Annotated in this window: 18 protein-coding genes; 10 read left to right on the top strand and 8 right to left on the bottom strand. The window is 64.8% G+C overall.

Translation table 11 applies throughout. The features are described from left to right. Positions 1-58: 58 nt before the first annotated feature. The 4 genes from QJT82_RS05015 to QJT82_RS05000 form a co-directional block, all read right to left on the bottom strand. Positions 59-1,147 carry a hypothetical protein gene (locus QJT82_RS05015; RefSeq protein ID WP_281446623.1) on the bottom strand — a complete coding sequence of 363 codons (1,089 nt, stop codon included), beginning with the start codon at positions 1,145-1,147 and terminating at the stop codon, positions 59-61. A gap of 149 nt (positions 1,148-1,296) precedes the next feature. Next, entirely contained in the window at positions 1,297-4,566 is a 3,270-nt protein-coding gene (locus QJT82_RS05010) for an error-prone DNA polymerase (protein WP_264641843.1), read from the bottom strand. After that, a complete protein-coding gene (locus QJT82_RS05005; RefSeq protein ID WP_264641842.1) occupies positions 4,563-6,086 on the bottom strand; it encodes a DNA polymerase Y family protein in 1,524 nt (507 codons plus the stop codon). The genes QJT82_RS05010 and QJT82_RS05005 overlap by 4 nt, the downstream gene beginning before the upstream one ends. After that, the gene (locus tag QJT82_RS05000; RefSeq protein WP_264641841.1) at positions 6,001-6,753 is read right to left on the bottom strand and encodes an ImuA family protein; all 753 of its coding nucleotides are present in this window, start codon (positions 6,751-6,753) and stop codon (positions 6,001-6,003) included. The genes QJT82_RS05005 and QJT82_RS05000 overlap by 86 nt, the downstream gene beginning before the upstream one ends. Positions 6,754-7,041: 288 nt before the next feature. Here QJT82_RS05000 and QJT82_RS04995 point away from each other — a divergent pair, with 288 nt between their 5' ends. From QJT82_RS04995 to QJT82_RS04980, 4 genes are read left to right on the top strand one after another with little or no spacing between them, the layout of a single operon-like run. Beyond that, positions 7,042-8,055 (top strand): nucleotidyltransferase, encoded by a 1,014-nt coding sequence (locus tag QJT82_RS04995; RefSeq protein ID WP_264641840.1) that lies wholly within the window; start codon positions 7,042-7,044, stop codon positions 8,053-8,055. Then, positions 8,052-9,743 (top strand): ThiF family adenylyltransferase, encoded by a 1,692-nt coding sequence (locus QJT82_RS04990; protein ID WP_264641839.1) that lies wholly within the window; start codon positions 8,052-8,054, stop codon positions 9,741-9,743. Before QJT82_RS04995 ends, QJT82_RS04990 begins: the two co-directional genes overlap by 4 nt. Then, positions 9,721-10,191: a Mov34/MPN/PAD-1 family protein gene (locus QJT82_RS04985; protein ID WP_264641838.1), complete on the top strand. Its 471-nt coding sequence runs from the start codon at positions 9,721-9,723 to the stop codon at positions 10,189-10,191. The genes QJT82_RS04990 and QJT82_RS04985 overlap by 23 nt, the downstream gene beginning before the upstream one ends. Next, the gene (locus tag QJT82_RS04980; RefSeq protein ID WP_264641837.1) at positions 10,178-11,599 is read left to right on the top strand and encodes an SAVED domain-containing protein; all 1,422 of its coding nucleotides are present in this window, start codon (positions 10,178-10,180) and stop codon (positions 11,597-11,599) included. Before QJT82_RS04985 ends, QJT82_RS04980 begins: the two co-directional genes overlap by 14 nt. Before the next feature lie 501 nt (positions 11,600-12,100). On the opposite strand, the gene QJT82_RS04975 is transcribed toward QJT82_RS04980, so the two are convergent. Both QJT82_RS04975 and QJT82_RS04970 read right to left on the bottom strand, forming a co-directional pair. Continuing rightward, the gene (locus QJT82_RS04975; RefSeq protein ID WP_264641836.1) at positions 12,101-12,973 is read right to left on the bottom strand and encodes a nucleotidyl transferase AbiEii/AbiGii toxin family protein; all 873 of its coding nucleotides are present in this window, start codon (positions 12,971-12,973) and stop codon (positions 12,101-12,103) included. Further along, positions 12,966-13,547: a type IV toxin-antitoxin system AbiEi family antitoxin domain-containing protein gene (locus QJT82_RS04970; RefSeq protein ID WP_264641835.1), complete on the bottom strand. Its 582-nt coding sequence runs from the start codon at positions 13,545-13,547 to the stop codon at positions 12,966-12,968. Before QJT82_RS04970 ends, QJT82_RS04975 begins: the two co-directional genes overlap by 8 nt. 337 nt (positions 13,548-13,884) lie before the next feature. Between QJT82_RS04970 and QJT82_RS04965 the strand changes: the two genes are divergently transcribed. The 6 genes from QJT82_RS04965 to vsr are packed head-to-tail and all read left to right on the top strand — an operon-like array spanning position 13,885 to position 25,450. Next, positions 13,885-15,069 (top strand): DNA cytosine methyltransferase, encoded by a 1,185-nt coding sequence (locus QJT82_RS04965; RefSeq protein WP_281446622.1) that lies wholly within the window; start codon positions 13,885-13,887, stop codon positions 15,067-15,069. A 10-nt stretch (positions 15,070-15,079) separates the two neighbouring features. Then, positions 15,080-17,350 (top strand): hypothetical protein, encoded by a 2,271-nt coding sequence (locus QJT82_RS04960; protein WP_264641833.1) that lies wholly within the window; start codon positions 15,080-15,082, stop codon positions 17,348-17,350. Continuing rightward, the gene (locus tag QJT82_RS04955; protein ID WP_264641832.1) at positions 17,347-18,213 is read left to right on the top strand and encodes a hypothetical protein; all 867 of its coding nucleotides are present in this window, start codon (positions 17,347-17,349) and stop codon (positions 18,211-18,213) included. The genes QJT82_RS04960 and QJT82_RS04955 overlap by 4 nt, the downstream gene beginning before the upstream one ends. Continuing rightward, a complete protein-coding gene (locus QJT82_RS04950) occupies positions 18,210-23,852 on the top strand; it encodes a DEAD/DEAH box helicase (protein ID WP_264641831.1) in 5,643 nt (1,880 codons plus the stop codon). The genes QJT82_RS04955 and QJT82_RS04950 overlap by 4 nt, the downstream gene beginning before the upstream one ends. Beyond that, on the top strand, positions 23,853-24,977 hold the full coding sequence (locus QJT82_RS04945; protein WP_338150851.1) for a PD-(D/E)XK nuclease family protein: 1,125 nt from the start codon (positions 23,853-23,855) through the stop codon (positions 24,975-24,977). It begins immediately after the preceding gene. A 47-nt stretch (positions 24,978-25,024) separates the two neighbouring features. Continuing rightward, positions 25,025-25,450, top strand: coding sequence for a DNA mismatch endonuclease Vsr (gene vsr, locus QJT82_RS04940; RefSeq protein WP_264641830.1), 426 nt, complete (start codon positions 25,025-25,027; stop codon positions 25,448-25,450). A 1-nt stretch (position 25,451) separates the two neighbouring features. Here vsr and QJT82_RS04935 read toward each other — a convergent pair whose 3' ends face one another. Then, positions 25,452-26,141, bottom strand: coding sequence for an HNH endonuclease (locus QJT82_RS04935; protein WP_264641829.1), 690 nt, complete (start codon positions 26,139-26,141; stop codon positions 25,452-25,454). A 4-nt stretch (positions 26,142-26,145) separates the two neighbouring features. After that, on the bottom strand, positions 26,146-26,868 hold the full coding sequence (locus QJT82_RS04930) for an HNH endonuclease (protein ID WP_264641828.1): 723 nt from the start codon (positions 26,866-26,868) through the stop codon (positions 26,146-26,148). Between the last annotated feature and the right edge of the window lie 16 nt (positions 26,869-26,884).

Raw genomic sequence — 26,884 nt, 5'->3', positions numbered from 1 at the left:
AAGCGGTCTTAGGAAGACAAATATGTCTGGCAACTCCTTGGCGCACAGAACGAGATGGCTACACGACGAGTCGGGCGGAGGTCCAGGCGCGGAGGATTGCGGCGGTATCGATATTCACTTCCGGAACATCGGTGAAGGCGTTCCAGAAGGTGCGATTTTCCACGGCGACCCGCACGGCTCTTTCGAAGGCCGCAGGCACGTCGCCGGCATGTATCGTGTTGATGCCCTGTCCGGCATCGTTGATCGCCGTCCTGAGATTTCGATACGCCTCGCTAAAATAGGCTTGATAGTGCTGGATAACTGGAGAGCCGCCCAAATCCTGGGCGCAGAACGGGCAGACTTCGTGGTCCTGGCCTACGGATGCTGGCCGGATGCGCGTCATGCCGTCGCCGACCCACGCCTCTCCACCGCGTCCAAGGCTGCGTAGATGATCCCTGACACGCGCTGCAGCCTCGGCTTCAAGGTCCGGAAGCGTGCGCGCCAGGAATGCGTTTATCGCGGCGAGGTCGAAGCTGGGAAGCGAAAGCGGTTGGAATTCCGGCCGTTGTCTGATGGCCTCCGCTGAGCGGCCCGCCGCCAGATTCCGTTCGGCGGCGGCGATCGCCGCGTCGATATCGGGGTTCGCCGGCAGCGCGCAGAAATCGTCGGCCTCCATGTCGCCACGGGCGGCAGCGGGGATGGCATTGCTCCTTTGGGTGAGAGCTCGGTTATGCTCCTCGATGCGAGCGACGTGGCCCTGGAGGGCGGCGTTGAGGGCGACACCCTGGGCGCCGAGAATCAGCTCATGCAGGTTCTGACGGTGGCCGGCTCCGATCTCGACGCCCGAGCAGACATTGGCCGCGACGAAAGCGTCGTCGAATATCGCGATCTCGGGCATTGGCGCCGGCCATGCCCCGTTATGAAACTGTACGGTTGTCCCTGCGATGCCGAGCACGACATGCGGCGGATTCGCGGCTCCGAGCCTTTGGCGCTCCAATACAAGATCGGCGACGCCCGTCCCGAGCGATCGCAGTATCGACGCGAGCGTGGTCTTGCCTCGACCATTTTCGGCATAGATCAATGTGAGCTTGGCGAGCGGGAGTTGAGCGCCGGCATTTACCGAGTCGAATTGCCCGATATTGCGAAGCAGTTGGATACGTTCGAGCAATTGAGACCCCCTCTACGCCCCGAGATGTTTTCGGTTACTTCTTCATTGGATTAATCCTTGCCGTCGGAAGCGTTTCACGCTGCCCGATTCCGGATTCCCTCCGCCTGCACGCTGATGCCAAGCTTATCCGAGGCTTGGCAAAATTTCGATTAGTGGAAATCGCGGCTGCGCACTTTTATCGTGTCGATGTGCAGGTCGGGGACATAGATGTCGCGGGTGCGCAGCCCCTTGGGCGGCAGCTCGCGCGGATCGGGACCGGAGCCGCCGTTGCGGATTTGGTCACCGCGGCCGTGGGGCAGCGGAAACGCCGCTTCGCGGCTGCCGACGCTGGCGAGGTCGGCCGATAAATCTGTGATCCGCTGGGCGACCAGATGGACAACGTCGCCCTCGCGTTGAATGCGGCCTCGGACCGCCATCATGCTGGCTGACATAACGGCACGCCGGTTCGCCTCGAACACCTTGGCCCAGACCACGAGGTTGGCGATGCCGGTTTCGTCCTCGATCGTGATGAACATCACGCCCTTGGCGCTGCCCGGGCGCTGGCGGACGAGGACGATGCCAGCCGCCTCGAGCCAGCGACCGTCGCGCGTCGCCATAGCCTCGGCGCAGGTGACGATGCGCCGCCGGCGAAGATCCTCCCGCAGGAAGCTGAGGGGGTGCGCTCGGAGTGTCAGCCCGACGTGTCCATAATCCTCGACGACTTCGCTGCCCGCCGTCATGGGGCGCAGCACGACGGCCGGTTCCTTGAGCTCCGGCACGATCTCGGCCTCGCGCGCCGATGCGGCGGCGAAGAGCGGCAGCGGTTCATCCCGCAAGGCCTTGATGGCCCACAGCGCCTCGCGACGGGCGAGCCCCAGCGCGGGACGGAAGGCGTCAGCCTCGGCGAGCTGGACCAGAGCGGCTGATGGCACGCCTGCGCGACGCCAGAGAGCATCGATCGAGGCGAAGGGCTTGTCGGCCCGCGCGCCGATAATCGTGGCTCCGTGCGCGTTGGCTAGACCTTTGACCATGCGCAGCCCTAGGCGCACGGCAAATCGGCCGTCGTCGTCCGTCGGCTCCAGCGTACAGTCCCACCGTGAGGCATTGGCGCAGACGGGCCGGATCTCCACGCCGTGCTCCAACGCGTCGCGGACGATCTGCGCCGGCGCATAGAACCCCATGGGCTGGGCGTTGAGCAGCGCTGCGCAAAAGACGTCCGGATGCCAGCATTTCAGCCAGGCGCTGGCATACGCGATCAGCGCAAAAGAGGCTGCGTGCGACTCCGGAAATCCGTAGGAGCCGAAACCTTCGAGCTGCTTGAACGTGGCCTCCGCAAAATCCCGCTCATAGCCGTTCTCGACCATTCCCTTGATCAGCTTCTCCTTGAAGCTGGAGACGCCTCCGGTGAACTTGAAGGTGGCCATCGACTTGCGCAGCATGTCGGCTTCGCCGGGCGTGAAGCCCGCGCACTCAATGGCGACGCGCATGGCTTGCTCCTGAAAGAGCGGCACGCCCAAGGTCTTTCCCAGCACCTTCTCCAACTCGGGCTTCGGGAAGACGACGGGCTCCAAGCCTTCGCGGCGACGCAGATAGGGATGCACCATGTCGCCCTGGATCGGCCCGGGCCTGACGATCGCCACCTGCACCACGAGGTCGTAGAAGGTCCGCGGTTTCAGCCTTGGCAACATCGACATCTGCGCGCGGGATTCGATCTGGAATGTGCCAAGCGTGTCGGCCCGCCTGATCATCGCGTAGGTGCGCGGGTCCTCGGCCGGGATCGTGGCGAGGTCAAGATTGATGCCCTTGTGGTCGGCGAGCATGTCGAGGCCGCGCTTCATGCAGCTCAACATCCCCAAGGCCAAAACGTCGACCTTCATGAAGCGCAAGGCGTCGATGTCGTCCTTGTCCCATTCGATCACTTGGCGATCCACCATCGCGGCGGGCTCGATCGGCACCAGCTCGTCGAGCCGGTCGTGCGTGAGAACAAATCCACCGGGATGTTGCGACAGATGGCGCGGCGCGCCCATGAGCTGACGCGCGAGGTCGAGCGCCAGGCGCAGGCGCCGATCGCCGAGATTGAGGTTGAGCGCCTCGACGTGTTTGTCCTCGACGCCTTCCGACCAACTCCAGATCTGGCCAGAGAGCGTCTTGATGAGATCCTCGGTCAGGCCAAGCGCCTTGCCGACATCGCGCATCGCGCCCTTGGTGCGATAGCGGATGACCGTCGAACACAGCGCGGCGCGGTCGCGGCCGTAGGTGTCGAACACCCACTGCATGACGATCTCACGCCGCTCGTGTTCGAAATCGACGTCGATGTCGGGCGGCTCGCGCCGTTCCTCGCTTACGAACCTCTCGAACAGAAGGTCGTTGCGGCCGGGATCGATCGAGGTGATGCCGAGCACGTAGCAGACGGCGGAATTGGCGGCCGAGCCGCGCCCCTGGCAGAGAATGTCCTTCGAGCGGGCGAAGCGGACGATGCTGTTCACCGTCAGGAAGTATGGCGCATATCGCAGCTTCTCGATCAGGCGGAGCTCGTGCTGCAGCGACGCCCGGACGCTATCCGGGACGCCTTCGGGATAGCGCGCTTCAGCGCCTTCCCACGTGAGTTTTTCCAGCGTCTCTTGCGGGGTGAGCGTCGGGTCGTCGCGCTCCTCCGGATATTGATAGGCTAGTTCCGTGAGGTCGAAGCGGCAGCGCGCGGCGATCTCGATCGTGCGAGCCACCGCCTCGGAATTGCGGGGAAACAGCCGATACATCTCCTCCGGCGGCTTCAGGTAGCGGTCGCCGTACTCGCGCCGGTCGCCCAGCTCGTCGATCGTGATGCCGTGCCGGATGCAGGTCACCACGTCCTGTAGGATTCGCCGGTCAGGCGCGTGGTAGAGCACGTCGTTGGTGGCGACGGTCGGCACGCGCATCTGCGCGGCCATGTTCGACAGCTCGTGGATGCGGAGCTGGTCGTTCGGCCGGCGGCGCAGCGTCAGTGCGAGGTAGGCCCGGTCGCGGAACGCGTCGCGCAGCCGGCGAAGCCGCAAGCCACAGTTTTCATCGGCTTCATCGGGAACGAGAATGCCGAGCAGACCGTCGCTGTAGGCGACGAGATCGGGCCATTCGAGGATGCACTTCGCCTTGCCGCCGCGCTTCTTGCCCAGCGAGAGCAGCCGGCAAAGTCGGCCGTAGGAGGCGCGATCGGTCGGATAGACCAGGATGGAGGCGCCGTCGGCAAGATCCAGGCGGCAGCCGACGATAAGACGCACGCCGGTCGTCTTGGCAGCTTCGAACGCGCGCACGATGCCGGCGAGTGAGTTGCGATCGACCACGGCGACCGCCTCGATGCCCTGGATGGCGGCCTGGGCGAACAGCTCCTCGCAGGACGAGGCGCCGCGCAGAAATGAGAAATGCGAGGTGACCTGAAGCTCGGCATAGCGGGATGGGCCGGTCATCCGAACACCCCGTGCAAGAACCAGCGCTGCGAGCCGCTATTGGGGTCCTCGCCATCGCCGGAGCGGAAAATCCAGTAGCGCTCGCCAGCATCGTCCTCGACGCGGAAATAGTCGCGCACGGCGGTCAGTTCGGCATCGCGCCGCCACCATTCACCCCGGATGCGCTCGGGCCCGTCAGCGTGACGGACGCGTCGTCGGATGCCCCGCCAGGTGAAAGCGACCGGCGGATGATCTGGCAACAACGCCATCGTCTCGATGGGCTCGGGCGATGCGAGCAGCCGCGACGGCCGCGGCCAATGGCCAGGCCAGGTCGCGCCCGTGTCCGGCGCCATCGGCGCGATGCGACACACCGAGCGCTCCGGCACCTCGGTCGCGACTGGCGCGGCCCGGTAGAGGCTGCGCTCGCCAACCCGGTTGATCAGCGTGTCGACCAGATCGGATACGTCCGGCACGCCGTCGTCGACCATCGACGTCAGCGTCTGCTTTTCAGAAAGCGGCTCGGCCAGCGTCGCCGTCAGGCTGAGGATATCAATGCCGAAACCGGGCTCGATCGTCTCGATCTTGTCGGTCAGGAGCCGCGTGAGACGCTTTGCCTCGCGCACCGGCATGGCGGTGCCGACGCGGACGGCTTGCAGCCGATCGTCGACGCGGTAACAGATCAGATCGAGGCGCTTGGCTCCGAGTCCCTTCGCCTCTAACTCGGCGCAGAGTTGCACGACCAGCTTGCCGATGTAGCGGGCGATAGTCTCGGCCGCGCCGATAGGTTCGGCGAAATTGCGCTTTACCTGGATCAGCTCGTCGGGCCGGATCGGGTCGATCGGCTCGCGGAGCGCCCCAAGGGCTTGGTCGATGCGGCGGCCGAGCTGCGGCCCGAAGCGCAAGGTAAGCGGCGCGCGCGGCTGCGCGAGCAGATCGCCAATGCGCTCGAAGCCGAGGACATGGAGCGCCGCGATCATGTCGGCTGGCAAACGAAGGGCCGCGAGCGGCAGGCCCGCCAGGACCGCGCTTCCGTGACCTGTCGGTGCGACCAGCGCAGGCCGGGCGGCGTAGCGAGCCAAGGCGTGCGCCGCGCCCCAGGTATCGGCAATCGCGGCGCGCGCCTGCACGCCGGATGCGGCAAGCCGGTCGATCAGGCCGGCGAGCATGGCGTCTTCGCCACCATGGAGGTGATCGGCGCCGGTGGAATCGATCACGAGCCCGTCCGGAGGATCGGCGGCGACGATCGGCGCGTAGCGTTGCAGCATCCACAGCGCGAGGCGGTCGAGCGCCCGGACGTCTCCGACCGCGTCGTGATTTTGAACGATGAGGCCCTGGACGAGGACCCGCGCCTTCGTCGCCGGCATTCCGACGCGCACCCCGGCGGCTTGTGCCGCAGCGTCCACCGCCAGCACCACCTGCTTTCTCCCGTCACGGCCTGTCAGGGCGAGCGGCGCCTCAGCCGGAGGCGCTGCGTCGCCAGCCTTCCGCCGAAGCCGGTCGGTGGACCAACTCGGCAGGAAGAGCGAGACGACCCGAGTCATCACACGCCTCCACTTCAAAATCTGCGCTTTCGCCCGCACGGGCGCGGATCAGCTCCAGGAGCCAGCGATGGCGGCCGACGCCGGGGACCGGCAGGGCTGCCGAGGGCATGACGGCGACGCGCCATCTGGTTGCTGCGGCCGTGGGCTGGCCAAAATCGGCAGCATCGGTCTGGCGACGCCACCGGCGCAATGCGATGCCTATCGTCCCGCTTCCCTCCGCACAGAGCTGGAGCCGCCGTGATGCGGTCATGTCGAGCCGTGCCACTTCGCCGACGACAGCACCGAGCCCGCCGTGGCGCAGACCTTCCTCGATGCAGGCGAGCACGGTCTTGTCGTTGCCGGCTTCAACGTAGATTACGCGGTCAGGTGCGAGACCTGCCTGGGCCAGCGCCGGCGCGAAGAGATCGGGCCGCGTGATGACCCAGAGAACTTTGCCCTTGGTTCGAGCCGCGATCCCGGCGGCAAAGAGCGCTGCTGCCGCGCCATCGACCGCGCCGTTACCGCCGCCGGCAATCTCGTGGAGCGCGCCGAGCGTCAGCCCACCGCCTGGAAGGCGCGAGTCGATGTCGATGATCCCGAACGGGAGCACCGATTTCACGCGCCGGCTTCTGCCTTCGATCTTCTCGATCTGAGCGCGCAACGATTCTATGGCGGGCTCGGGCCGCACGCTCGTAATTCACCTCCTGAGGCACGATAACGGTCATGTTCTCTATTTGTTCTAACTTCGAGACCTAGAGTCAAGGAGATTCGGGAGACGGACAACGGGATTGGACCAAGCTGCTGATGCCATATCGCTCTGACGGCGGCTCCTCGGTCGTCGTGGCCTGGGAATTATGCGAAAAACAGTGCATTTTGGCTCTGGTGGTGGAGCACGATACTTGCACGCCAGCTTGAACATCCCCAAGATTTGAACGAACGGCGAACATACGGGGGCAGTGCCCCATTTGGGGGGCAAATGCCAGTTCCGCAGGCGCGCTTTACTGAACTGCTCGCAGACATCGAGCCAAGCCCAACCACGAAGTCCCAGGCATCCGGCGGTCACACTGGAATTCGGGATCACCTTCGAAAGCAAGAAAAGTTCAAGGACAGGTACGTCTCGAGCTTCCTGTCGGGTAGTTACGCGCGGAGCACGTCAATCCGACCGCGGACATCGACTGACGGGGAGGAGCGGCCGGACGTCGACATCATCATCGTCACGAATTTCGAGACCAGCGACCATCCCGATGACGTGCTGAAGGAGGTCTGCCGCGCGCTGGAAGATGGTGACGATGGCTACCCCGTGGAGCGGATCAATAAGCGCTCCGTGCGGGTCGAGACCTGGCAGGCGGATATGGATATCGTTCCGGTCGTGCAGACGTGGAACGGATACATGATTCCGGACCGCGACAACGGCACCTGGAAGTTCACCAACCCACCAGTTCATACCTCGTGGAGTGCGAAACAGAACGAGAGGTTCGACGGCCGCTTCAAGCCGCTTGTGAAGCTGTTGAAGTGGTGGCGCCGTGTGAACCCCAGTGGCCGGCGTCCGAAAGGCTTTGTGCTCGAAGTGCTCGCTTCGGTCCACGCGCCGGGTGCAGAAACGCATTATGGCGAGGCGTTCGCACAGCTTCTCAAGAATATCCATGATGCGTACGGATTTCTCGCCTCGATGGACCAGAAACCTTTCATCGCGGATCCTGCGGATCAGTCGAATGACATTCTCGGCAAGGTGACAGTCCCTCAGTGGAAGGATTTCATTGAGAAGGTCCGTGTCTACGCCGACATTGCGCGTCGGGCGCAGGACGCAGATGACATGGAGGAAGCGACGCGCCAATGGAGGCGCGTCTTCGGCGATCGATTTAAGGCGACCGCGAACGTGGCGAAGGCGGCATCTTACGGTGGCTTCGCCGCAGCACCACCTGTGGCGGCTGGCTACTCATTCCCCAGTGCGATGGCAGCGCCTGCCAACAAGCCGCGTGGCTTCGCTTGAAGTTCTGGTGGCTGACTGACTCACCGAGGCTGGCAGCCGAGAAAGCCGCAATCGAGGCGCTTGCGCGTGACGAGACCTGGTATGAGCTCGTGCGCTGGCGATTCCACGAAGGCAGACTGAGCGCGGAAGGCATTCTGGTAGCGCACGGGCACCGCTATCCGGTCCGTCTGGCCTATCCGGATCAATATCCGGAGGTTCCGGCTTGGGTGGAACCGCAAGGCGAGATTCGCTGGACAACTCATCAGTACGGCAAGGGGACACTCTGCCTGGAACTGCGGCCCGACAACTGGACGCCGGGTGCGACTGGCGTCGATGTTCTCCGCAGCGCGCACAACCTTCTCATACTCGAGAACCCTCTTGGAGAGGGTGAGCAGCGGGCGCCGTCGGCGCACGACGTCGGCGAATTGCAGGCCTACGATTGGGGTGCCAATCCCGTTCTGATCGGCTCGGGCTGTGCCGCAAGGATCCGGGCGGGCGTCGCGAATGTCCTTAGCGCGCTGCGGTGGATGGCTAACGATGATGTGTGGCCTATCATGATTCACGACGATGACGACCGACGGTTGCCCCGACGGCCGCCGGGGCCTGACCTCAACAGTTGGCGTTTCGAGGTGCCGGTCTACGTGTCCGATGCGCCAGCCCCGTTGGCGGGGGTGCTCGACCGAGCAGAGTTGGTTCAAGCCGCCGGCTTCGATCCGGAGACGGCGGCGGTGGTCGCGGAGTCGACCGCTGGCGTCGTCATCTTCAAGGGAGCGGAGCTTGAAGTAGTTCATCTCATCGCCGCCGGGGGCACCCATCGTCGCCGGGTCTTCGTTCTGCCTGACGAAGACGGTACGCGGTCGGCGCGGCCAGCGGAGGCCGCGGCCAAGCGTGTTACGATTGTTGGTGCCGGTTCGGCTGGATCCAAGATCGCCGAGGCAATATTGCGCTCCGGTGTCTATCGCCTGACCTTAGTGGACGGCGACGTCCTGTTGCCTGGGAATCTGGAGCGTCATGCGCTTGATTGGCATGATATCGGCTTCCGCAAGGTCCACGGGCTGAAACGGCGGCTTCTCGGGATCGCGCCAGGCGCAGACGTTAGGACGATCGACGTCAATTTGAATTGGCAGCGGTCGGCAAAGACTCATGCATGGCAGGTCGAGGCGGTCGCAGAGGGGGACGTCATAGTCGATGCGACAGGCGATCCAGCGACCGCACTGTTTCTGGCGGCTATAGCGGAGGCGAATGACCGGGTGTTTGTGTCGGTCGAGGTTTTCGAAGGCGGTCTCGGTGCCCTGATTGCAACCTGTGTGCCGAGCCGTGATCCGCCATTCGTCGAGGGTCGGGCGACGTTTTTGTCCTGGTGCGATGTTCAGGGCGTCAAACCGCCAGAGGCGGGTCCGCGGCGCTACGAGATGCTTGCGGAGGATGGGACACCCGTGGCCGCCGATGACGCCGCCGTCACGATGACTGCCGGCCACGCGGCGCGCGTGATCCTCGACACACTCGACGGCAATCCGCCGTCGCTCGATTCAGCTTGGCTGCTGCTGGGATACCGAGCGGCTTGGTTGTTCGACGGGCATGGCCACACAATCCGCCTCAATGTGGGCGAGCGCGGGGAGCGCATCCCGGCCGCTGACGATCCGGAGGCTCGGTCGTTCGCGCTGAAACTGTTCAGGGAGTGGCTTGGTGAAGATAGCGCTCCCGGCTGATCAGACCGGAACGCTTGTCGCGGCTCTTAAGCGCGCGGGCGTCAGGGAAATCGGCGGTCAATTGTTCGGCGAACAGCTCGCACCGTCGGACTTTCGTGTGACGGAGCTGACTGTGCAGTCTCGGCCTGGCACGATCGCCCGTTTTATTGTCGACTTGCTGCAGGCTGCAAGAGATGCAGTTCGGTTTTTCGATCGAACAGAGCATCGATATACGAGGTACAATTATATCGGCGAATGGCACAGTCATCCGAGCTTTGCTGTGCAGCCAAGTGGTACGGATGTCGCGACAATGCGGGACCTTGTTCGGGACTCGCAGTTTGTCGGCACTTTTGCCGTTTTAATGATCGTACGGCTCGATACGGAAACGCTGACGGCTGGTGCGTGGGTGTTTGATCCGCAAGGAGGCGAGCGCACGGTTTCCCTGGAGATTGAACTTGAGCAGCAATGAGAATGCACCGGCGCTGACCGACGCGCGCGGGATGGGGGGCGTCATTGCCCAGGATGGGTTCGATTATCAGCTTTGGGATGGCCTTGCGCGACTACCGGCCTGGCTGGCGAACCCCGCCTGCGAGCAGATCATTTTTGAAGGCCTGGAGGACTTGGAAGCCCGGTTCTTTGCCCCCCATGCGCCAAGAGAGCGGTTGCTCGAGCGCTTCCAGGCGAAAGCCGGTTCGTTGGCGCCAGCAGATGTGCGCGAGGTCCTTGAGACGTTCTCGCAATTTGAAACCGCCTTCCCGCACGCGGCGCGTGTTCACACGTTGGTAACGCCGCGACTGCCACCCACCATCGCCTGGCTCGCACGGGATCCAAGCCGGGTCCGCAAGGCGCGTCCGTTCTACGCGCCGTTCGCCGACATGATGGCGGCAAGCGACGCTGAACTGCGAAGGCGGCTCGTTGAGACCTATGGCGCTTCGTTAGGGGCGTTCATCGCCGAGTCGGTCGAGGTCAGCGAGCGCAATCTGCCGGATCGCGATGCTGCACTGGCGACTTTTGGAGTTGAGCTGGACCGGACTTATCCTTCGCTCGACGCGCCGCAGAAGAGGGTCGCCGAGGTGTTCGAAGCGCTGAGCGGACTGGCGCGGCGATCGATCGGCTTGCCACTCGGGCGAGCGGTCTTGCTCCAGACGATCGAAGAGGGTTTGGGCAGACGGCTCCCGCTCCCGCAAAGCTTCCCGCTGCACGTTCGATCGGATCGAAACGAGGCAAACGAGCGTAGCCTGGAAATTGATGCCAGTGGGCTTTCTGGCCGGGAAGGAAAGTTTCCACCTGCCGCGCAATGGGCGGCTGATCTCGTTGCGCCTCTGGATCGCACGGCGCGTTGGCTTCGTCGCCATGCCGAGCCGCGGATCGCGCTCAGTGGATCCTATCGTTTGACAACTGCGATCGTCATCGGCTGGTCGCTGCGTGCAGCGATAGGGTTCGAGCTTGAGATCCCGACGCGCGAGGGCGCGTGGGCGACCGATGATCGGCCTTCAACGAGCGATACGGTGCCAACTTGGCAGATCGCTCAGCCGATGGCCTTGCATGGTGATCAACTCGTCATTTCGGTCGGCATTCTACGCGATCCCGCGGCGAATCTTGGTCAAGCGATGGGAGTCCCCAGCGAGGCGGTGCTGAGGCTTTTTCTCGATGAACCCGTCTCATCGGCCAAGGCCGCGCAGGCCGGTGTCTCGACGATCAAGCGGTCGGCAGACGCCGCGGTCGCGCGCCTACGACCTCAGGGGATTCAGTTTTATTTTGCGGGGCCGGCGGCATTCGCCGTTGCGCTCGGTCATCGCTGGAACGCGATGCCGCCAACGCAATTGCATGAGTTCGTCATCGCCAATCGCACCTATGTCGCGACCGCGCAGATTTGATCATGAGCGGCGGGCGAGGTTGTTGATCCATGCCATCGCCGTTTCGATGGCCCAATCTGTTTGATGGGACGTAAGCGTAGGCGCCGGCAGGCTCCCCGCGCCATGGCCATGTGGACTCCGCACGTGGGCGAAGTAGGCTTTCAGCATGTCACCCTCCCACGGAGCGAGGAAGCGACCGTTCTGTTGACTGACGAGGTTGTCGATGTAGTTGGCGGCGCCACGCTCGGCCGGAACCGACGAGCGGACTGCTGCCGCTAGTCGTTTTCGGACTTCATGCCCCAGTTAAAGGCGGCATGGAGATAAGAGCGCACATGATGGGCCATCGACTTGGCGCCGCGCTCGTAGATTGCCGTGATCGAAGAAGGGGTAGTGGGGGTGGTTTCGCAAAATGCGTTGGAAAGGGTCGTGTATAGCCCATACGGCGCATTTTTCGCGACCGGGAGGCTGCCCGCTTTGTCGAAGTCAGCCCAGGCGAGCTGACAAGCGTGGGTCCGGATGCAGTTATGCCGGAGGCTGACGGTCTACCATCGCTGCGGCCTCCATGAGAAAAGGCGCAAGATCGTCCACGACCAATGCGAGCTGCCTGGGAGCATTGTCGATATCGGAAGCGAAGGCCGCCCATTGCCGCTGCTTCAAAGGATCTTCAGCAAAAGCCGGCGTGAGCGCGTCTGGCCGAGCCGTGGGAACCGTGGTTTGCCGGCGCGCAAATGTTGCTGCGATAGCCCGCGCCAGTCTATCCGGCACGAAATCAAATATCTTAGTCAGGATCCAGATGTCGTAGAAGTCCTTCATCCGGCTGTTGGCGCGGCCGAGCGCAACCATGGCCTGGAATTTTTCTGCGATGACCGTCTCGGGCGCGTAAGCACGCAGCCTCGGCGCCGGAAGGTCGAGCAGCGCGGGATAGTCGATCGTCTCAAGGCCCGGCTCCACGGAATCCCCGAAGCCGATATCGACAACGACGGCGATGCGCGCGCCGGAGAGCGAGGCTGCACCCCGCAGACGGACGCCGCCATACTCCAGCTCCTCCCGGATCAGTCCGACCTGCAGCGCATCGAGATCGAAGGCGACGCCATCGTCGCCGGCGATCGCCAGCACTTCGCGAAAAATGCCGAGGATGCGCTGTTCACTGGCATCGCCAAATCCCAACAGATCGAGATCGCGCGTGCCCCGGGCTGTGTCCGGCAGCCAAGTGGTGAGCAGCATGGCGCCCTTCAGGACAAAGCGGTCTGCGTGGGGGGAGAGACTAAGCCGGTAGAGCAGGCGCTCATGAACGAAGCGCGTCAGAAGGACGTCGAACGGCTGGTTGGTCCGCCGCGCGAGATTGAGCAGGCGCGCCCGAACGGATGCGGCGATGTTTGCCGGCGGTTTAGCCATCGGCTGTGAACGCTTCGAGGTAGGGGCGAAGCGCGTTCCAGACGCCGCTTCCCATGGCGCAAGCCGAGATTTCGGATGGGGTGGCTTTACGCTGGCGCAGCGCCTCTTTCAGCGCGGGGACGGCGATGTCGGTCCCAACGGAGCGGCGGTGGCGAAAGATATCGGCGATGGTCTTTGCCACGCCGAAGATCGGGACCGAGACTCCCTCAATGTCGTGCGTCTCGACGCCGTCGCGAAGAAACTTGTCGGCAAATCGGACAATGCGCAGCGGTGGGTAGTCGATCTGGGGCTTCCAGTCCTTGGGACCGATGGCGATCCACACCCGACGCGGCATTTGATCGGTGATGCCGTGGAAGGCGAGGGCCGAGACGAGGCAGATAACGCCCTTGGGCACACGCTTGGCGGCCTCGGCAAGGCTATGATTTCCTTCAGGGGCGGCGTCCGCAAGCTGATAGAGTCCACGCCCGAGCCTGGTGACGAAGCCCTCCCGTTCCAGCCGGGAGACGGTGGCCGCAGTGATGCCAGCCCGGCGGATTTCGGCCAGGCGGGCGATGCCCCGCTCGCGCAGAAGCATGGCGAGCCGTTCGCGCTGGGTGCAGGGCTCGGCCGATACAGTTCCTCGGGTCGCTTGAGCTTTCATCCGAGGAAATGTATCATGTGCTGCGGTGGTTGCCAAAGGGCTGCTCATAGCTTCGAGGCCGCGGCGGGAGGTAATTTGCCGATAGATCCTGACAAGAGTGCGCCGAAGCTCTCCGTTCCCGACCTTGCGGCGGCTTCTCTGGTCTCCTGTGAGCGCAGGCGAACCTTTACAAGCCTCCCGGCGGCGCTGCCGCTAGAGTGCAATTAAGACGCGAATCGGGGGGAAGAGTTGTTATGAGCGCTTGGGCTAACGTGGCGGCGCAACAGCCTGGGTGCAAGGCCGGGGAAGTCGTCTCGTGACAATAAGGGCGATTTCGCTCTTCTGCGGCGCCGGCGGATTTTGCGAGGGCGCGCGGCTGGCCGGCTGGCAGGTGGTGTCGGCGGTCGAGTCCGATCCGCAGGCCTGCAGGACACATGCGGCAAACTTCCCGGAAGTCCAATTGCACGAGGGGGATATTGGGGGCTTCCTGAAGGGGCGAGGCCGCGCGCTTCCGGACCAGCCGATCGACATTGTGTATGGCGGCCCGCCCTGCCAGGGCTTCAGCCAGATCGGCCCGCGCGACCTCTCGGACCCGCGCAATGCTCTCTATAAGGAATTTGTCCGCATATGCCGGACGGTAAAGGCCCGTGCGTTCGTGATGGAGAACGTGCCGAACATGGTCGCGATGAAGAACGGCCATTTCAAATCTAAGATTCTGTCGGCGTTTGCTGCCGCAGGCTATCGCCGGACGGCAGTTGTTCCCGTGCTCGCGTCCGACTTCGGCGTGCCGCAGGACCGACGCCGCGTCTTCATCTTCGGACTGAGAGATGACCAGGAATTCGAGGGGAACATCGCCGAAGCGGCGGCGGCGCTGCTGAACGGCCAGAAGGCGAGTGCCATTGTAACGGTGCGCGAGGCGCTATCGGACCTCCCGCAAAAAGTCTCCGCAGATGACGGCCCGCTCCCTTATCCGCGCAAGCCGCGGAACGGCTATTCCGACTATCAAAAGCTGATGCGGCTGGATTGCGACCAGCCGCTCCTCTCCGCGCAGCAGAAGCGGCGCCGGCTGGAGACGGACGAGCTGTTCAACCATCATACGAAGGGAATCCAGGAGCGCCGCAAGGCCATTCTTGCCGCGCTCAAGCCCGGCGCGAGAGGAGATTCCCTGCCCAAGGAACTCTGGAACGGCACGCGAGGCCATAAATGGCGCCGGCTCGATCCTGACAAGCCGTCCTACACCATCCTCGCGCAAATGCACCGCGACTTGTCCGAATGGATTCACCCGAGCTACGACCGCTGGATCACGGTCCGCGAAGCCGCCCGTCTCCAGTCTTTTCATGACGGCTTCATATTTCATGGAAGCGAGTGGCAGCAGCTGAAGCAGGTGGGGAACGCTGTCCCTCCGCTGCTGGGCCTGGCTGTCGCGAGAGTAGCGGAAGGCCTTCTGGCGACGAGCCGCGCACTCGCAAGCGGGTAACCATCAGCCGATGGCGGAGGGGCTCATTCTTCTGATCGTTGGGGCGGCGGCTGTGGGCGGTCCGGCACTCGCGATCTGGCTGTGGGTGCGGCGCGGCCTCCCGGCGGCGCCGGTGCGAGATCTTCATGAGTCGGGCGAATCAGCAGACGTGCCCTTCGATGCGCCGGTTGAGAGTCCTGGCCCAGCTGCTGCACTCGCCCAGACAGGTGCGAATCTGCCTCTGGACGGCCCGTCGGCGGAACAGGACGAAAAATCTATCCCCGATGGGAATTCGGATGTCCCGAGGTCGGCTCCCAGCGCAATCCCCGCGCTGGAAGCAATCGTGCCCGCTGCGCTCGCCGATATCGTCGTGGAGAGGGATAGGGAATCCGGCGGTGAACACGATCCGGAGATTCCGGCGGCGGCGGTGACCCCGGAGCTCACATTCGTTCGGGACGAGAGAGGTGACGCCGGGTCGCGCGCGGCGGCGCTCGCGGTCACGCCGGCGGACGTGACGGCCATGGAGCTGTCCACCGATTCCGGCCCCGACTTGGCAGACATTCCCGCGCCGCCGGTGGCCGGCCCGCAGGACGGTGCGCTGGGTGAAGCGGAGCATGAGGCTCTGGCTGCGTGCTCGTCCGAGGAAGCCCGGCCGCAGGAACCCGCTCCTGAAGATGAACCTCCGGAGACGGAGGCGTGCAGCGGGTTCGCGCGCGAAGGCTGCGACACGATCGAAGAGGATGAAAGCATCGAGGCCGTGGGGTGCGCCTCCGCGGGAAGCGAACTGAATGCTGACGCGTCCGCGGTTCAGGCTGATCCGCCGGACGACGATCTGGGACTGGGGCTGCAGGCGGAGCAGGAGCCGGAACCGGAGCCGACGGCCGCCGATCCTCTCTCGGATTCGATTTCCGAAGAGGCAAATGGCGAGGCCGCGAGCGCGGACGCGCCCGTCCGGACGCGGAAGCGCCGTTCGAACCCTGCTCAGCATCGGGATCGCCGCGGACAGCGAAGAGCGGTTGCGCCGCAAGCGGCGCCGGGCTCGGAGCGGGCAGCGGCGGCTGACGCCGCCCTTCGCGCCCCAGCGGAAGCGAAGCTGCGGCTGATGCTTCATCCGATACGCCGCACGGCGACGATTTCCGCGGTTCTCGCCCGTCCTGCCGGCTATCCTGACCGCATTACGCTTCTGCTCGGCGAAGGCGCAGAGGTGGGCGCCTACAGCGAGGATCGGTACGACGACGTCGACATCGAGTGGACGGCGGACCTGCTCTCAGGAGAGGTCCGGCTCGATTGCGAAGAGGGCTATCAATGGCTTCGCAGCGGCCGGCGGATTCATATCTTCGGCGAGGTGGCCGACGAACCGGGGATTATCTCGGTTGGATCTGCGGGTCTGCTTTCGCCAAGCACGATCGTCTGCCGGTCAGAAAACGCTGCCGCGGTCCACGCAGCGGCGGCGTCTTGCGGGTCGCCGGCGCTGGTGTCGCACGATCACTGGAGTGGGATTCCGGATGGCTGGACGGTGCTCTCGGGCTACCGACCGGCCCGAGCAGCGGCATCCGGACTCGCGGCAGGTCTGACGGTCCTGGATCCTGGTGTCGGATCGGAGATACGGTTTTCGGAAGGCCTGCGCATCCGCGCGGCATCGTTTGCGGAGGGCGGTCCGCCGAGGATCGAAATCGCGCCGTTCCCAGCGGGCGCGACCGTTACGATCGATGGACGTCCGGCCGAGCTGGGCGAGGATGGCGCCTGGACCGCCGATGGATGGGAGAGGCCGGGCGATCATCTCGTCGATGTCGTGCCCGGACCCTCGGCGGCCTACCGGATCATCGAAGACCCTTGGATTAGGGACGGCTGGGAGGCCTGGGACGCGCATCCGCAACGCTTCGGCGCTTCGGCGCATGCGCCATGGGCCGTCGCCCAGGTCTGTGGCGCGGCGGTGTCGGGCCCTGGCGGAGAATATGTCGTGGCAGCCGATGCGATGCCGTCCGTTGTTTGCCTTGGGCTTCGGCGCGGCGCCGTCGCGCTCCGGGGACGGCCAGATGCGCCAGTCGCGGTGGGTCTGCTCGGAGAACCTCCAGCATTCCTCATCTCCGCATCGGGACAGCGGCGGAGGCAGGGCCGGATTGCATGGCTCAGTCCATTACCAACTGCTTCAGGCACGCGCACGATCGATCCGCTATGGGTCGCCGAGGTGCGAAGCGCCTCCGCCAGGAGGCTTCCGCTCGATGGCGGCGGTGCGCCAGCTGAGGACGCATGGCGAAAGGCGCGAGAGCGGGCGCGCCGCCACAAGAGGCCGCGCTCATGACCGACAGGGCCTTAGAATGGATGTCGTACCGCCGGTCGGGAAAAATCGGCGATCTGCCTGGCCAACTGATCGGCACGGCGAACGAGCGCCGTTTCGTCGACGACGCGGTGACGCTTGGTCATGCCGAGTGGACCGCGCCCAATGCCTGGCAGATCGCGCCGCCGGTGCTTGCCGGCCTGCCGAGGAATGGCAGGATTGCAGCGGCCCTTTGCGGCGCGCGGACGCCGAAACTTCTCGACGCCCTCACGGCCGCCTGCAGCGCTGCCGGAACGCACCTTAGCGCAGAACGCAACGGCGACCGGCCCGCAACGGTGATGGTGGTGGCCTCGTCTCAGGAGCTACTAGCAGACACCGCCGCCCGGGCGGGCATCCCGCTCCAAACCGAAGCCGCCATCCGGATTCTGGCTTGCACACCGTCAGTCCGCCTGTGGCCGCGCACGCCGTGCCCCATGGTGCAGGGGCGTGTCGAAACCGTCCGCCGCTTCTCCAGGTCCAAGATGCATTGGGTGTCGTCCACGTTGGCGGAAGCAGCTGCCGCAAGCGCGGGCTTCTTCCGCATCCAGCGCGACTGGGACTGGGTAAGCCTGATCAAGAGCAGCCCGCAGGATGCCGCTCTGATCGACGACCGTGCCGGACGCATGGCCGCTGCGGCAAAGTGCAAGGTGGTGCGATGGGCCCCCGATAGCGGGACGCTGTCGCTCCCGGCGCAGCTCTATCCGCCGGGGATCATGGCCCGCGGCATGGCCCTGTGTAGCGGCGGACTTCCGCGCTTCGACCGCGAAACTAGGCAGATTGAATTTGCTGGCGTCCGGCCAGAACACCTAAGGCTGTTTCTCGCGCTCACGGGGCTGAGACTGATATGACCGATCCGATCCATACATTCGACAGCCTAAAGAGCGCCTATCTCAGGTATTTCGACAGCCCGTTCGATCTCCGCTTCGAGGACCTGGTTCAGGCGCGCCGCCGTCTTCTCGACCGCGACGGCGTCCTGTATCGCGAACCGCTGATCGAACCTCAGCCCGGCTACGTGCTGAGCGGACATGATGTTCGCACCGCGACCGCCAGCGTCCTTGGAGGAAGCGCGGGCTGGTCCCAGCAGCATATCGACGATCTCGCGGGCGTTGCCGAGGAGGGGCTCTTTCTTCCGCGGGGCAGCGCGCCGATCGAGCTTTACCTGCATCAGGAGGCGATGCTCCGCTCGAGCGTCGCCAATCAGTCGGACACCGTGATCCTGACCGGCACGGGCTCGGGCAAGACGGAGTCGATCTACCTTCCTGTCCTCGCCGCCATTGTCCGCGAGTCTGCAGGCTGGCCTGCCATTGCGCCCGCTCCGCGCAATGACTGGTGGTCGATGCCGCCGCCGGCCGGCTCTCCCGCAAATCGTGTTTATCACCCGCGAATCTCGCAGCGGGCGCACGAGATGGGGAGCCGGCCGCCGGCGATCCGCGCGCTTGTTCTCTATCCGCTGAACGCGCTGGCCGAAGATCAGATGTCACGGCTTCGCCAGGCGCTTGATAGCGACCGGGTGCGCACGTGGCTCGGCGCCAACCGCCCGGGGCACCGGTTCTGGTTTGGACGCTATACGGGCTGGACGCCAATCTCTGGAAGTCCGCAGCGGGACAACGCAGAAGCAGAACTGAGAACGGAGCTGCGCCGGCAGAGTTCGCTCGCCCAGCGGGTTGCCGGCACCGACGCACAGCGCTTCTTTCCCCGCTTTGACGGCGGTGAGATGTGGAGCCGGTGGGACATGCAGGATGCTCCGCCCGACATCCTGATCACCAACTACAGCATGCTGAACATCATGCTGATGCGCGATATCGAGGATCAGATATTCGCCGCGACGCGGCGCTGGCTTGAAGATCCCGCCAACGTGTTTCACCTCGTCGTTGACGAGCTTCATACGTATCGCGGAACACCCGGAACCGAGGTGGGATACATCCTCCGGGTTCTGTACGAGCGGCTCGGGCTGAACCCCGACCATCCGCAGCTCCGGATCCTCGCGTCGAGCGCCTCGCTCGGCGATGACGACGCACGCGCCCAGGACTATCTGCGCCAGTTCTTCGGGCGCGCGCGGCCCTTCACGCTCATTCGCGGCGGCGCTGAAGCCCTTGCTCCAGGGTCCGCGCACCGCCTCTCGGCGCTAGCTGGGCCCATCGAACAGCTTGGGAGCAGCATCGTATCGGCGTCCGACGCTGACGTGGCGAATGCGGTTGCGGCCTTTGCGGCCACCGCATCGCTGAGCCCGCCAGATGTGGCTCTTTCCGCGGGCCAGCAGCTCGGCGCGGCGCTGATCGAGGCGGGCGCTCCGGAGGCTATTCGGGCGGCCTGCAATGACGGGACCGATGCGAGCCCGACGGTCGTTCCGCAAACGATCGAGGCCCTGGCCGGATCGCTGTTTCCCGGTGAGCCGGGGGACCGCGCTGCGAACGCCGCAGCCGCCCTCATCATGTCGCTGTCTGCGGCCGAGTCGGCTGCAGGCACGCCCCTTCTGCCGACGCGTGTCCATCTGTTCTTCCGGAATGTTCAGGGCGTGTGGGCCTGCACCAACCCTGCGTGCAGCGGCGCGCATTGGAATGAGGCGAACATACCGGTGGGCCGCTTGTTCGACCGTCCGACGACGACGTGCGGATGCGGTTCGCGCGTGCTGGAAATGCTCTATTGCGAGCCGTGCGGCGACATATTCCTTGGCGGCTACCGGCGCTCTCTCGGGCAGAACAGCTGGTCCCTGGTGCCCGACGATCCGAATATCGAAAAGGCGCCTGACCACTCAGCGAACGACAGGACCTACGACAACTACGCTGTCTACTGGCCCGCGCAGCTCGCCGACGGCACGCTTCGCCAGCCGCAGCGGGACACATGGACTCAGGAAGGGGTCCAGCGAAAATGGAGAATGGCGCGGTACGACCATCGCACAGGCGAACTCGAGATCGCGCGCCGCAGCGCCGATGCCACGGGATGGATCTATCACGTCGCCGCCTTGCACCAGAACCCGGTGCCTCCTCGCGCGCTTGTTCCGAGCGCGCGCAACGAACGGCCGTCGGTTTGTCCGCATTGCGAGGCCGACTGGAGCCGAATGACCAGCTCCGCGCCGATCCGCACCCAGCGCACAGGCTTTCAAAAGGTCGCGCAGGTGCTTTCGGATTCTCTCCTGCGGGAGATTGCGCCTCCGGAGGTGCAGGCGGGACGTCCGGTCGAGGACCCGCGTCGCAAGCTGGTTCTCTTTTCTGACAGCCGGCAGGACGCGGCGAAACTCGCGGTCGGCGTTGCGAAGTCGCATTGGCTCGATGCCATTCGCCAGGCGCTCGTCGGCGGCATGGAGGACAGCACCAGGGCGGCGATCGCGTTCGAGCTCCAGGTGCAGGGAGGCATCTTGAGTCCGGACGATGCCGCGCTTGCCAGCGTGTTTGCAATCGGCCGGCAGCGGGAGGCAAACGCCATCCTCGCCTCGCGCATTCCCGCCATGGCCGCGATGCCGTCGGCGATAGGCGGGCTGACGATGCAGCAGCTCGCTGACCGGACTCTTGCGCATGCGCGGGCCGGGCTCTCGAAGGCCACTGATCTCGAGGAGGATGCGGCCCGGCGCCTGCTAATGACCGGCATGAATCCGGGCGGCGTCGACCGCAGCGTGATGTGGACGAACCTGGACGATCAGCGCGGTGAGTGGCAGCGGCTCTTTGACTGGGCCGTAGTGCCGCCGGTTTACCGTGCGGGCCTGAGCGGCGAGGAGAACGACCATCGCACGCGCATTCAGACTGCCGCGCGCGAGGCGGTTGCGGAGTCCCTTTTCTCCGGCGGACGGCGCGATCTTGAATCACTGAAGCTAGGTTGCGTCACCACCGACCGCCTGAGCTATGCGGCGGCGGCCCCCGTGTATCAGGAGGCTGCCGATAGCTGCATCAGGATGCTTGGCAAGCGGCGACGGATCGATACCCACCGTGCGACGGGGGACGACAATCAGCTCCCAAAGTACGCTCGGGACTATCTTGAAGCGGTGGCGAACGCCAACGGGATCACACCGGCCGACTTCGTACAGGATGTCACCGCGCTTCTGACGCGCGCCGGCGTGTTCAACTTGGGCATTCTTCTGTTCGGCGGGCTGTTTGTCGCCGACCCCACGGCAACGTATTTTCAGTGCACCCGGTGCTCGCGAGTTCATCTCCACCGCAGTGGCGGCATCTGCAGTGGCTGCCTCACGCCGCTCGGTCCATCGCGCGTCGCCGGGATCGACGATGCGGGGCAGGAGATCGATTACTACCGCTGGCTCGCGGTCGATGCCGGCCCGATCTTCCGCCTCAACTGCGCCGAGATGACGGGTCAGACGGACAAGGTGCTCGCGCGCAACCGCCAGCGCCTGTTCCAGAACATTCCTGTCGGCGACGAGGTCGCTCTCACCGACAACATCGATCTGCTGAGCGTCACCACCACGATGGAAGCGGGCGTCGACATCGGGTCCTTGCTGGCTGTGATGATGGCCAACATGCCGCCGATGCGCTTCAACTATCAGCAGCGGGTCGGCCGCGCGGGCCGCCGCGGCGCGGCGCTGTCTCTCGCGCTCACGCTCTGCCGCGGCCGCAGCCACGACGACTATTATTTCCAGCGGCCCGAGCGCATCACTGCCGATCCGCCGCCACCGCCATATGTCGACACCAACCGGCTGCAAATTCTCCGCCGCGTCCTTGCCAAGGAGGTGCTCCGCCGGGCGTTTTCCGAGCTCGGTTTATTTTCTGGTACCGCCGGTGACAGCGTGCATGGCGAATTCGGAACGGCCACCGCCTGGAATCTGCCGCCGGACAATCTGCCGGCGGGCTATGCGGCCGGTGATGTCGCGAGCGTGGTTTCGCAGTGGATTGGCCGCAATCAGCCTCTCGTCGAAGACATCTGCGATGCGCTGCTCGTGCAGACGCGCCTGGCTGCCACGGCGACCAGCCGGACAGATGCTGTCGCCTGGATTACGAACAGCCTCGTCGGAGAAGTCACTGGCGCCGCGCGCGATCAGGCCCTGGTGCAGGACGGCTTGAGCGAGCGGCTCGCCAATAAGGGCATTCTGCCGATGTTCGGCTTCCCGACGCGCGCGCGGCTGCTTTATCACAAGCAGCCGCAGAACTGGCCGCCCCGCCAAACCGTGGACCGGGATCTCGAGCTGGCGGTGAGCATGTTTGCGCCCGGTGCGGAGACTGTGAAGGAGCGGACGATCCACACGGCGATCGGCGTCGGCCACTATATTCGACAGGGCCCGCTTGCTGTCCAAGACCCGAATCCCTTGGGTCCGCCGGTCGTCGTTGGGCTCTGCGGCAACTGTCAGCACGTCGAGACTGCAAATCCGAACAGCCCTGCTTGTCCGGTCTGTGGAGTGCCGGCAGGGACTGGCGATCGGGACTATCAGGTTATCGACCTTCGGCAGCCGAAGGGCTTCGTGAGCTATTACACCAAGGCCAGGGACTATGACGGCGTTTTCGACTTCGTGCCGCGCGCCGCGCGGCCAAAGGTCGGCCGCCCGCCCTTTGGCATCGGGGTTCATCGCAACTTCGACATCGGCGCCGGCCAGGGCCGGCTTCACGTCATCAATGACAATGCCGGCCGTCTCTTCCACCTGTCGCAGGAATCGTGGGCCCGCGGGGCCATGGTCGACGTAGGCGCAGCCAACGCAGCGGAAGAAAAGCATGCGGCATCGGTCGGCCGGCGGCCCGGTACACCCATGGTCGCGGCGAGTCCCGTGGTGACGTGCGCGCTCGCGGCGATCAGCGAGACAGACATGATGCTCCTCGGCGTGCGCGACTACGGGCCCGGACGGGCCGCGGATCCTCGCGCCCCGGCAGGACGGTCGGCGCTGTATTCGCTGGCCTTCATGATGAGGCGCGCCGCCGCGGTCTACCTTGACATTCAGGACTATGAACTGAAGGCGGGCATCAGGAGCCAGGAAGATCCCGCGTTGGGATCGGTCGTCGGCCAGATATTCCTGTGCGACACGCTCGAGAACGGCGCCGGCTATGCGACCCACCTGGGCGAGCCGGCGATTAGCGAGCAGCTCCTTCAGATGATCGTCCAGAACTCGCACTGGCAGTTCCACGACCGGCTTGTCGACCAGGCGCATGCGGGCGCCTGCGACACGTCCTGTCCGGACTGTCTGCGAAGCTACAGCAATCTCGCCTATCACAACCTTCTCGACTGGCGGCTTGCGATGGACATGGCCAATCTCGCGCTCGACGGAAACAGCGCGATATCGCTCGCATCGCCCTTGTGGGCGCGGGTTGCCGATCTCGCGGCGGCAACGCTCGAGGCCGCCCGGCCGGGTTTTACCCGCACGACCTTCGGCGGCCTTCCCGGGCTGACGAACGGACGGGAAGCGATCATCGTGACCCATCCGCTCTGGCTGACGGATCGTGCCGGGGCCGGCCCCGAGATTGCGGCGGCCTGGGATGATGCCGAACGCGCCCGCGGCCTGCGGGTCGATCCCGCATGGAGCTTCATCTCGGTCTTCGAAGCTTTGCGACGGCCCGCGTAGATGGACGCGGGGCGTCCCATTGTGCTGACGTCGGCTGCGCGGACCACCCCGACGCTCTGGTCGCACATGCGCCTCTGTTCTCTCCGGGCGGCACTTAGCACAAACCGTGAGGCGGACAACTGGGTTCTTCACAGTCCGCGCGCATGGCTGGGCACAGCCTTTCACCGGCTCATGGCAGAGGCGCCCGCAGATTCCAGCGAAGCGGCGAGTCTTTGGGATAGCGCCATCGCGGAGATCCTTGCTGAAGCATCGCGTCACCGTTTGGATGCGCGCTTCGCCAATCCCGAGCGGTGGCCAGGCTACTATCTTGTCCGCCAGCGTGCGATTGCCTCGGCGGTCGGGAAGGGCAGCCGCAGTTCGGGTGTGCGGCGGCGTGCTTCACCGGGCGATTCGCCGCCCGCTGGCGGAAGCGAACGCCTGCTCACGGCCCGTTCGGGACGGCTTGCCGGCCGGCCGGATCAGTTCGACAGCACCGCCGTCACCGAATACAAGTCGTCGCTGCCGGACCCGGTTCGGGCGGACGCCGCCAGCATTGTCGATGGATACTGGCGGCAGCTTCGGCTCTATTCCGTTCTGATCAGCGAGATGGGCAGCTGGCCCGCTACCGCGCGGATCGTGGCGGCATCGGGCCAGGTGCTAGAGCAACGCGTTGACAGGCTGGCATGCGAGGCTGAGGCCGACGCGGCTATTGCCGGGCTAGATGCGATGAACCAGGCGCTCTCGACGGGCCGCGACAGCGCGACTCTGGCAAGTCCTGGACGAGTGGCGTGCGGGCAGTGCCCCTATCTGGCGATCTGCCCGACCTTCTGGTCATGGTGCGAAGCGAACCCATGGCCGGAGCTTCTCGAGCCAGCAGCGCGCGGTACGCTTCTATCGGTTGATCCCGGGATGGACGGCGATCTGTACGCAGTGAACGTGCGCCTGACAGGCCGCTACGGCGCAGGTGGCGACCAGTCGCTAGCATTGAGGAAGTCGGTGCAGGGCGACCTTACGGGCCTCCCCAGTGGGAGCGCGCTCAGGATCGTGTATGCGAACCTCCGGCCCGACGGGCGGCTGCGAGCGGATGTCTCGACATGCGTCTTCGGCGAAGCGGAAATCCCGGAGCTCCGATGCGGGAGCGGGTAGTGTCGATTGGACCTGGAAAAAAGCTCGGAAGGATTGCCCCGCGACGCTTGCGGGCGCCGCTCACGCGGTCGGAGATGATGGGGCGTGTCCGGTCGAAGGATACGAAGCCGGAGGTAAGAACCAGGTCCGCGGTACACGCGCTCGGGCATCGCTTCCGCATCCATGTTGCGGACCTGCCAGGCAAGCCCGATCTCGCCAACAAGGCGCGGCGCTGGGCGATCTTCGTTCACGGTTGCTTCTGGCACTCGCACGTGAAGTGCCGACTGGCGTCGAAGCCGCGGTCGAACACCGGCTACTGGTCTGACAAGCTGGCGCGAAACCAAGAGCGGGACGCGATTCACGAGCAAGCCCTGCGCGACCTTGGCTACCAGGTGCTGGTTGTCTGGGAGTGCGAAACACGCGACGACGCCAAGCTTCGCGAGGTCCTAGCTGCATTCCTTGGCGGGTTGTCGCTTCCGAGCGAGAACTGCTGAATTATTTGATCGACGGCTTGGAACGCGGCACGTAGGTCTGAACAATGATGCTCTCACGCGGCTGCCCCGCGCTCTCCGGCCGAACGAGATACAGGCCACCTGGAAGAAGTGGCTGGTTGGCCATCGGCACGCCGTTGGCCGCCGCCATGGCGCGACGCATGCCGAGCTCGCCCTCAGCCAACATCAGATAGGCCTGCTCGATACGTGAGCCGGGAAAGTAGGTCGCAGGATCGTATCCCTGCATCCGTTTGAAGGACGTAAGCAGCTCATCGCTGAGGAAATAGAAATCGTCTCGCATGAGACCTCGCTCGACGGCGTCATCCGTGAGGATGCTGTAGAGCCGCTCCATCGCGGCCAATTTCTCGCCTCCCTGTGCGTCTACCGGCAATGAAAGGTCCGGGCGGGCGTTGAAGCCGCGATGCACCTCTCGATGACAAGCGCTGCAAAGTGTTATGCCGTTGCCGGTTTCGAACTGCGGCTCGGCGAGAAACGACTTGCGGCAGATGTGGTGCGCGGACAAGCGTCGGCGCGAGTGGCAGTCCACGCATCTGTGCCCGTCACGTTCGCGGATGAACTCGCTCCATCGGCGCAGGCGGCGCTCGCGAGGCAAGTCCCCGGATAAGGCGGCCTGAAGCTTTACCAGCTTGGCCTCAATCGCGTTGATATCCGGGACGTCGGCTGCCGGGGTCATCAGGCTAGCGCTCCCATTGAACTTCGGTGGCTAGATATTCGGAGAGGACTGACCGCACTCGCAGACCGCCAGCCTGCTGTACCGAATAGCGGTAGATACCTTCCTGAACGACGACCCACTGGCCTGCCATATCCTCGCCCGTGGCGAGGCGCGTCATCATGCGGCTGCCAACCTCGGGCCACGGGGCGAGGCTTTCTACCTGGCCCAGCCCCTCGAAGTTGTCACGCTCGGTCGCGGTCATGCCTTCCAGCGGAAGGAGCCGCACATGGGTGGGGGCTTCGAGCATCGGCTCGCCATACTCGAAATATGCGTGCCCCCGCGCGTTCTTCAGAACCACCCGCTCCATGCGGTCCATATCCGGTTTCCAGACGATGCGCGTGTCCCCGCCTTGCGTCGCATACTCGGTCCGTGAAGACTCGATCCGCGCGCGCAGCGCGGCGCTGTCGGCGAGAGCACGTGCGGCGCTCGCGTTCGGCTGTTTCTCCGGGTCCGTGGAGCCGGCGAGGACGCAGCTCAGGAATGTTACCGCGTACTGTTCGTCCAACGAGAAGCCGGTGTTGCACTCTCTGCAAATCGTCACGATCGGCAGGTGATGTGGACGTGGCTTTGCCAGAAGGCTCTTGGACGGAACATGATCCTCGTTCGTTTCGAGGCCCGCGAGTGGCCGCGTGCAGTGGATGCACCACGTCATCTGCCGTTCATCGACAAATTCTTCGATCTTTTGCATCGTTTACCTCACGCGG

It is taken from the genome of Bradyrhizobium sp. Mp19 (assembly GCF_029952935.1).
Lineage (GTDB): Bacteria > Pseudomonadota > Alphaproteobacteria > Rhizobiales > Xanthobacteraceae > Bradyrhizobium > Bradyrhizobium elkanii.
This window is presented reverse-complemented; position numbering and strand designations above follow the sequence as displayed.

What these genes read in the sequence shown, in the direction of transcription:
- QJT82_RS04960 (WP_264641833.1), top strand. Translation starts at nt 15,080, where the DNA reads ATGGCGGAGGGGCTCATTCTTCTGATCGTTGGGGCGGCGGCTGTGGGC.
- QJT82_RS04935 (WP_264641829.1), bottom strand. Translation starts at nt 26,141, where the DNA reads ATGACCCCGGCAGCCGACGTCCCGGATATCAACGCGATTGAGGCCAAG.
- QJT82_RS04970 (WP_264641835.1), bottom strand. Translation starts at nt 13,547, where the DNA reads ATGCTTCTGCGCGAGCGGGGCATCGCCCGCCTGGCCGAAATCCGCCGG.
- QJT82_RS04930 (WP_264641828.1), bottom strand. Translation starts at nt 26,868, where the DNA reads ATGCAAAAGATCGAAGAATTTGTCGATGAACGGCAGATGACGTGGTGC.
- QJT82_RS04995 (WP_264641840.1), top strand. Translation starts at nt 7,042, where the DNA reads ATGCCAGTTCCGCAGGCGCGCTTTACTGAACTGCTCGCAGACATCGAG.
- QJT82_RS04955 (WP_264641832.1), top strand. Translation starts at nt 17,347, where the DNA reads ATGACCGACAGGGCCTTAGAATGGATGTCGTACCGCCGGTCGGGAAAA.
- QJT82_RS05010 (WP_264641843.1), bottom strand. Translation starts at nt 4,566, where the DNA reads ATGACCGGCCCATCCCGCTATGCCGAGCTTCAGGTCACCTCGCATTTC.
- QJT82_RS04975 (WP_264641836.1), bottom strand. Translation starts at nt 12,973, where the DNA reads ATGGCTAAACCGCCGGCAAACATCGCCGCATCCGTTCGGGCGCGCCTG.
- QJT82_RS04950 (WP_264641831.1), top strand. Translation starts at nt 18,210, where the DNA reads ATGACCGATCCGATCCATACATTCGACAGCCTAAAGAGCGCCTATCTC.
- QJT82_RS05005 (WP_264641842.1), bottom strand. Translation starts at nt 6,086, where the DNA reads ATGACTCGGGTCGTCTCGCTCTTCCTGCCGAGTTGGTCCACCGACCGG.
- QJT82_RS04945 (WP_338150851.1), top strand. Translation starts at nt 23,853, where the DNA reads ATGGACGCGGGGCGTCCCATTGTGCTGACGTCGGCTGCGCGGACCACC.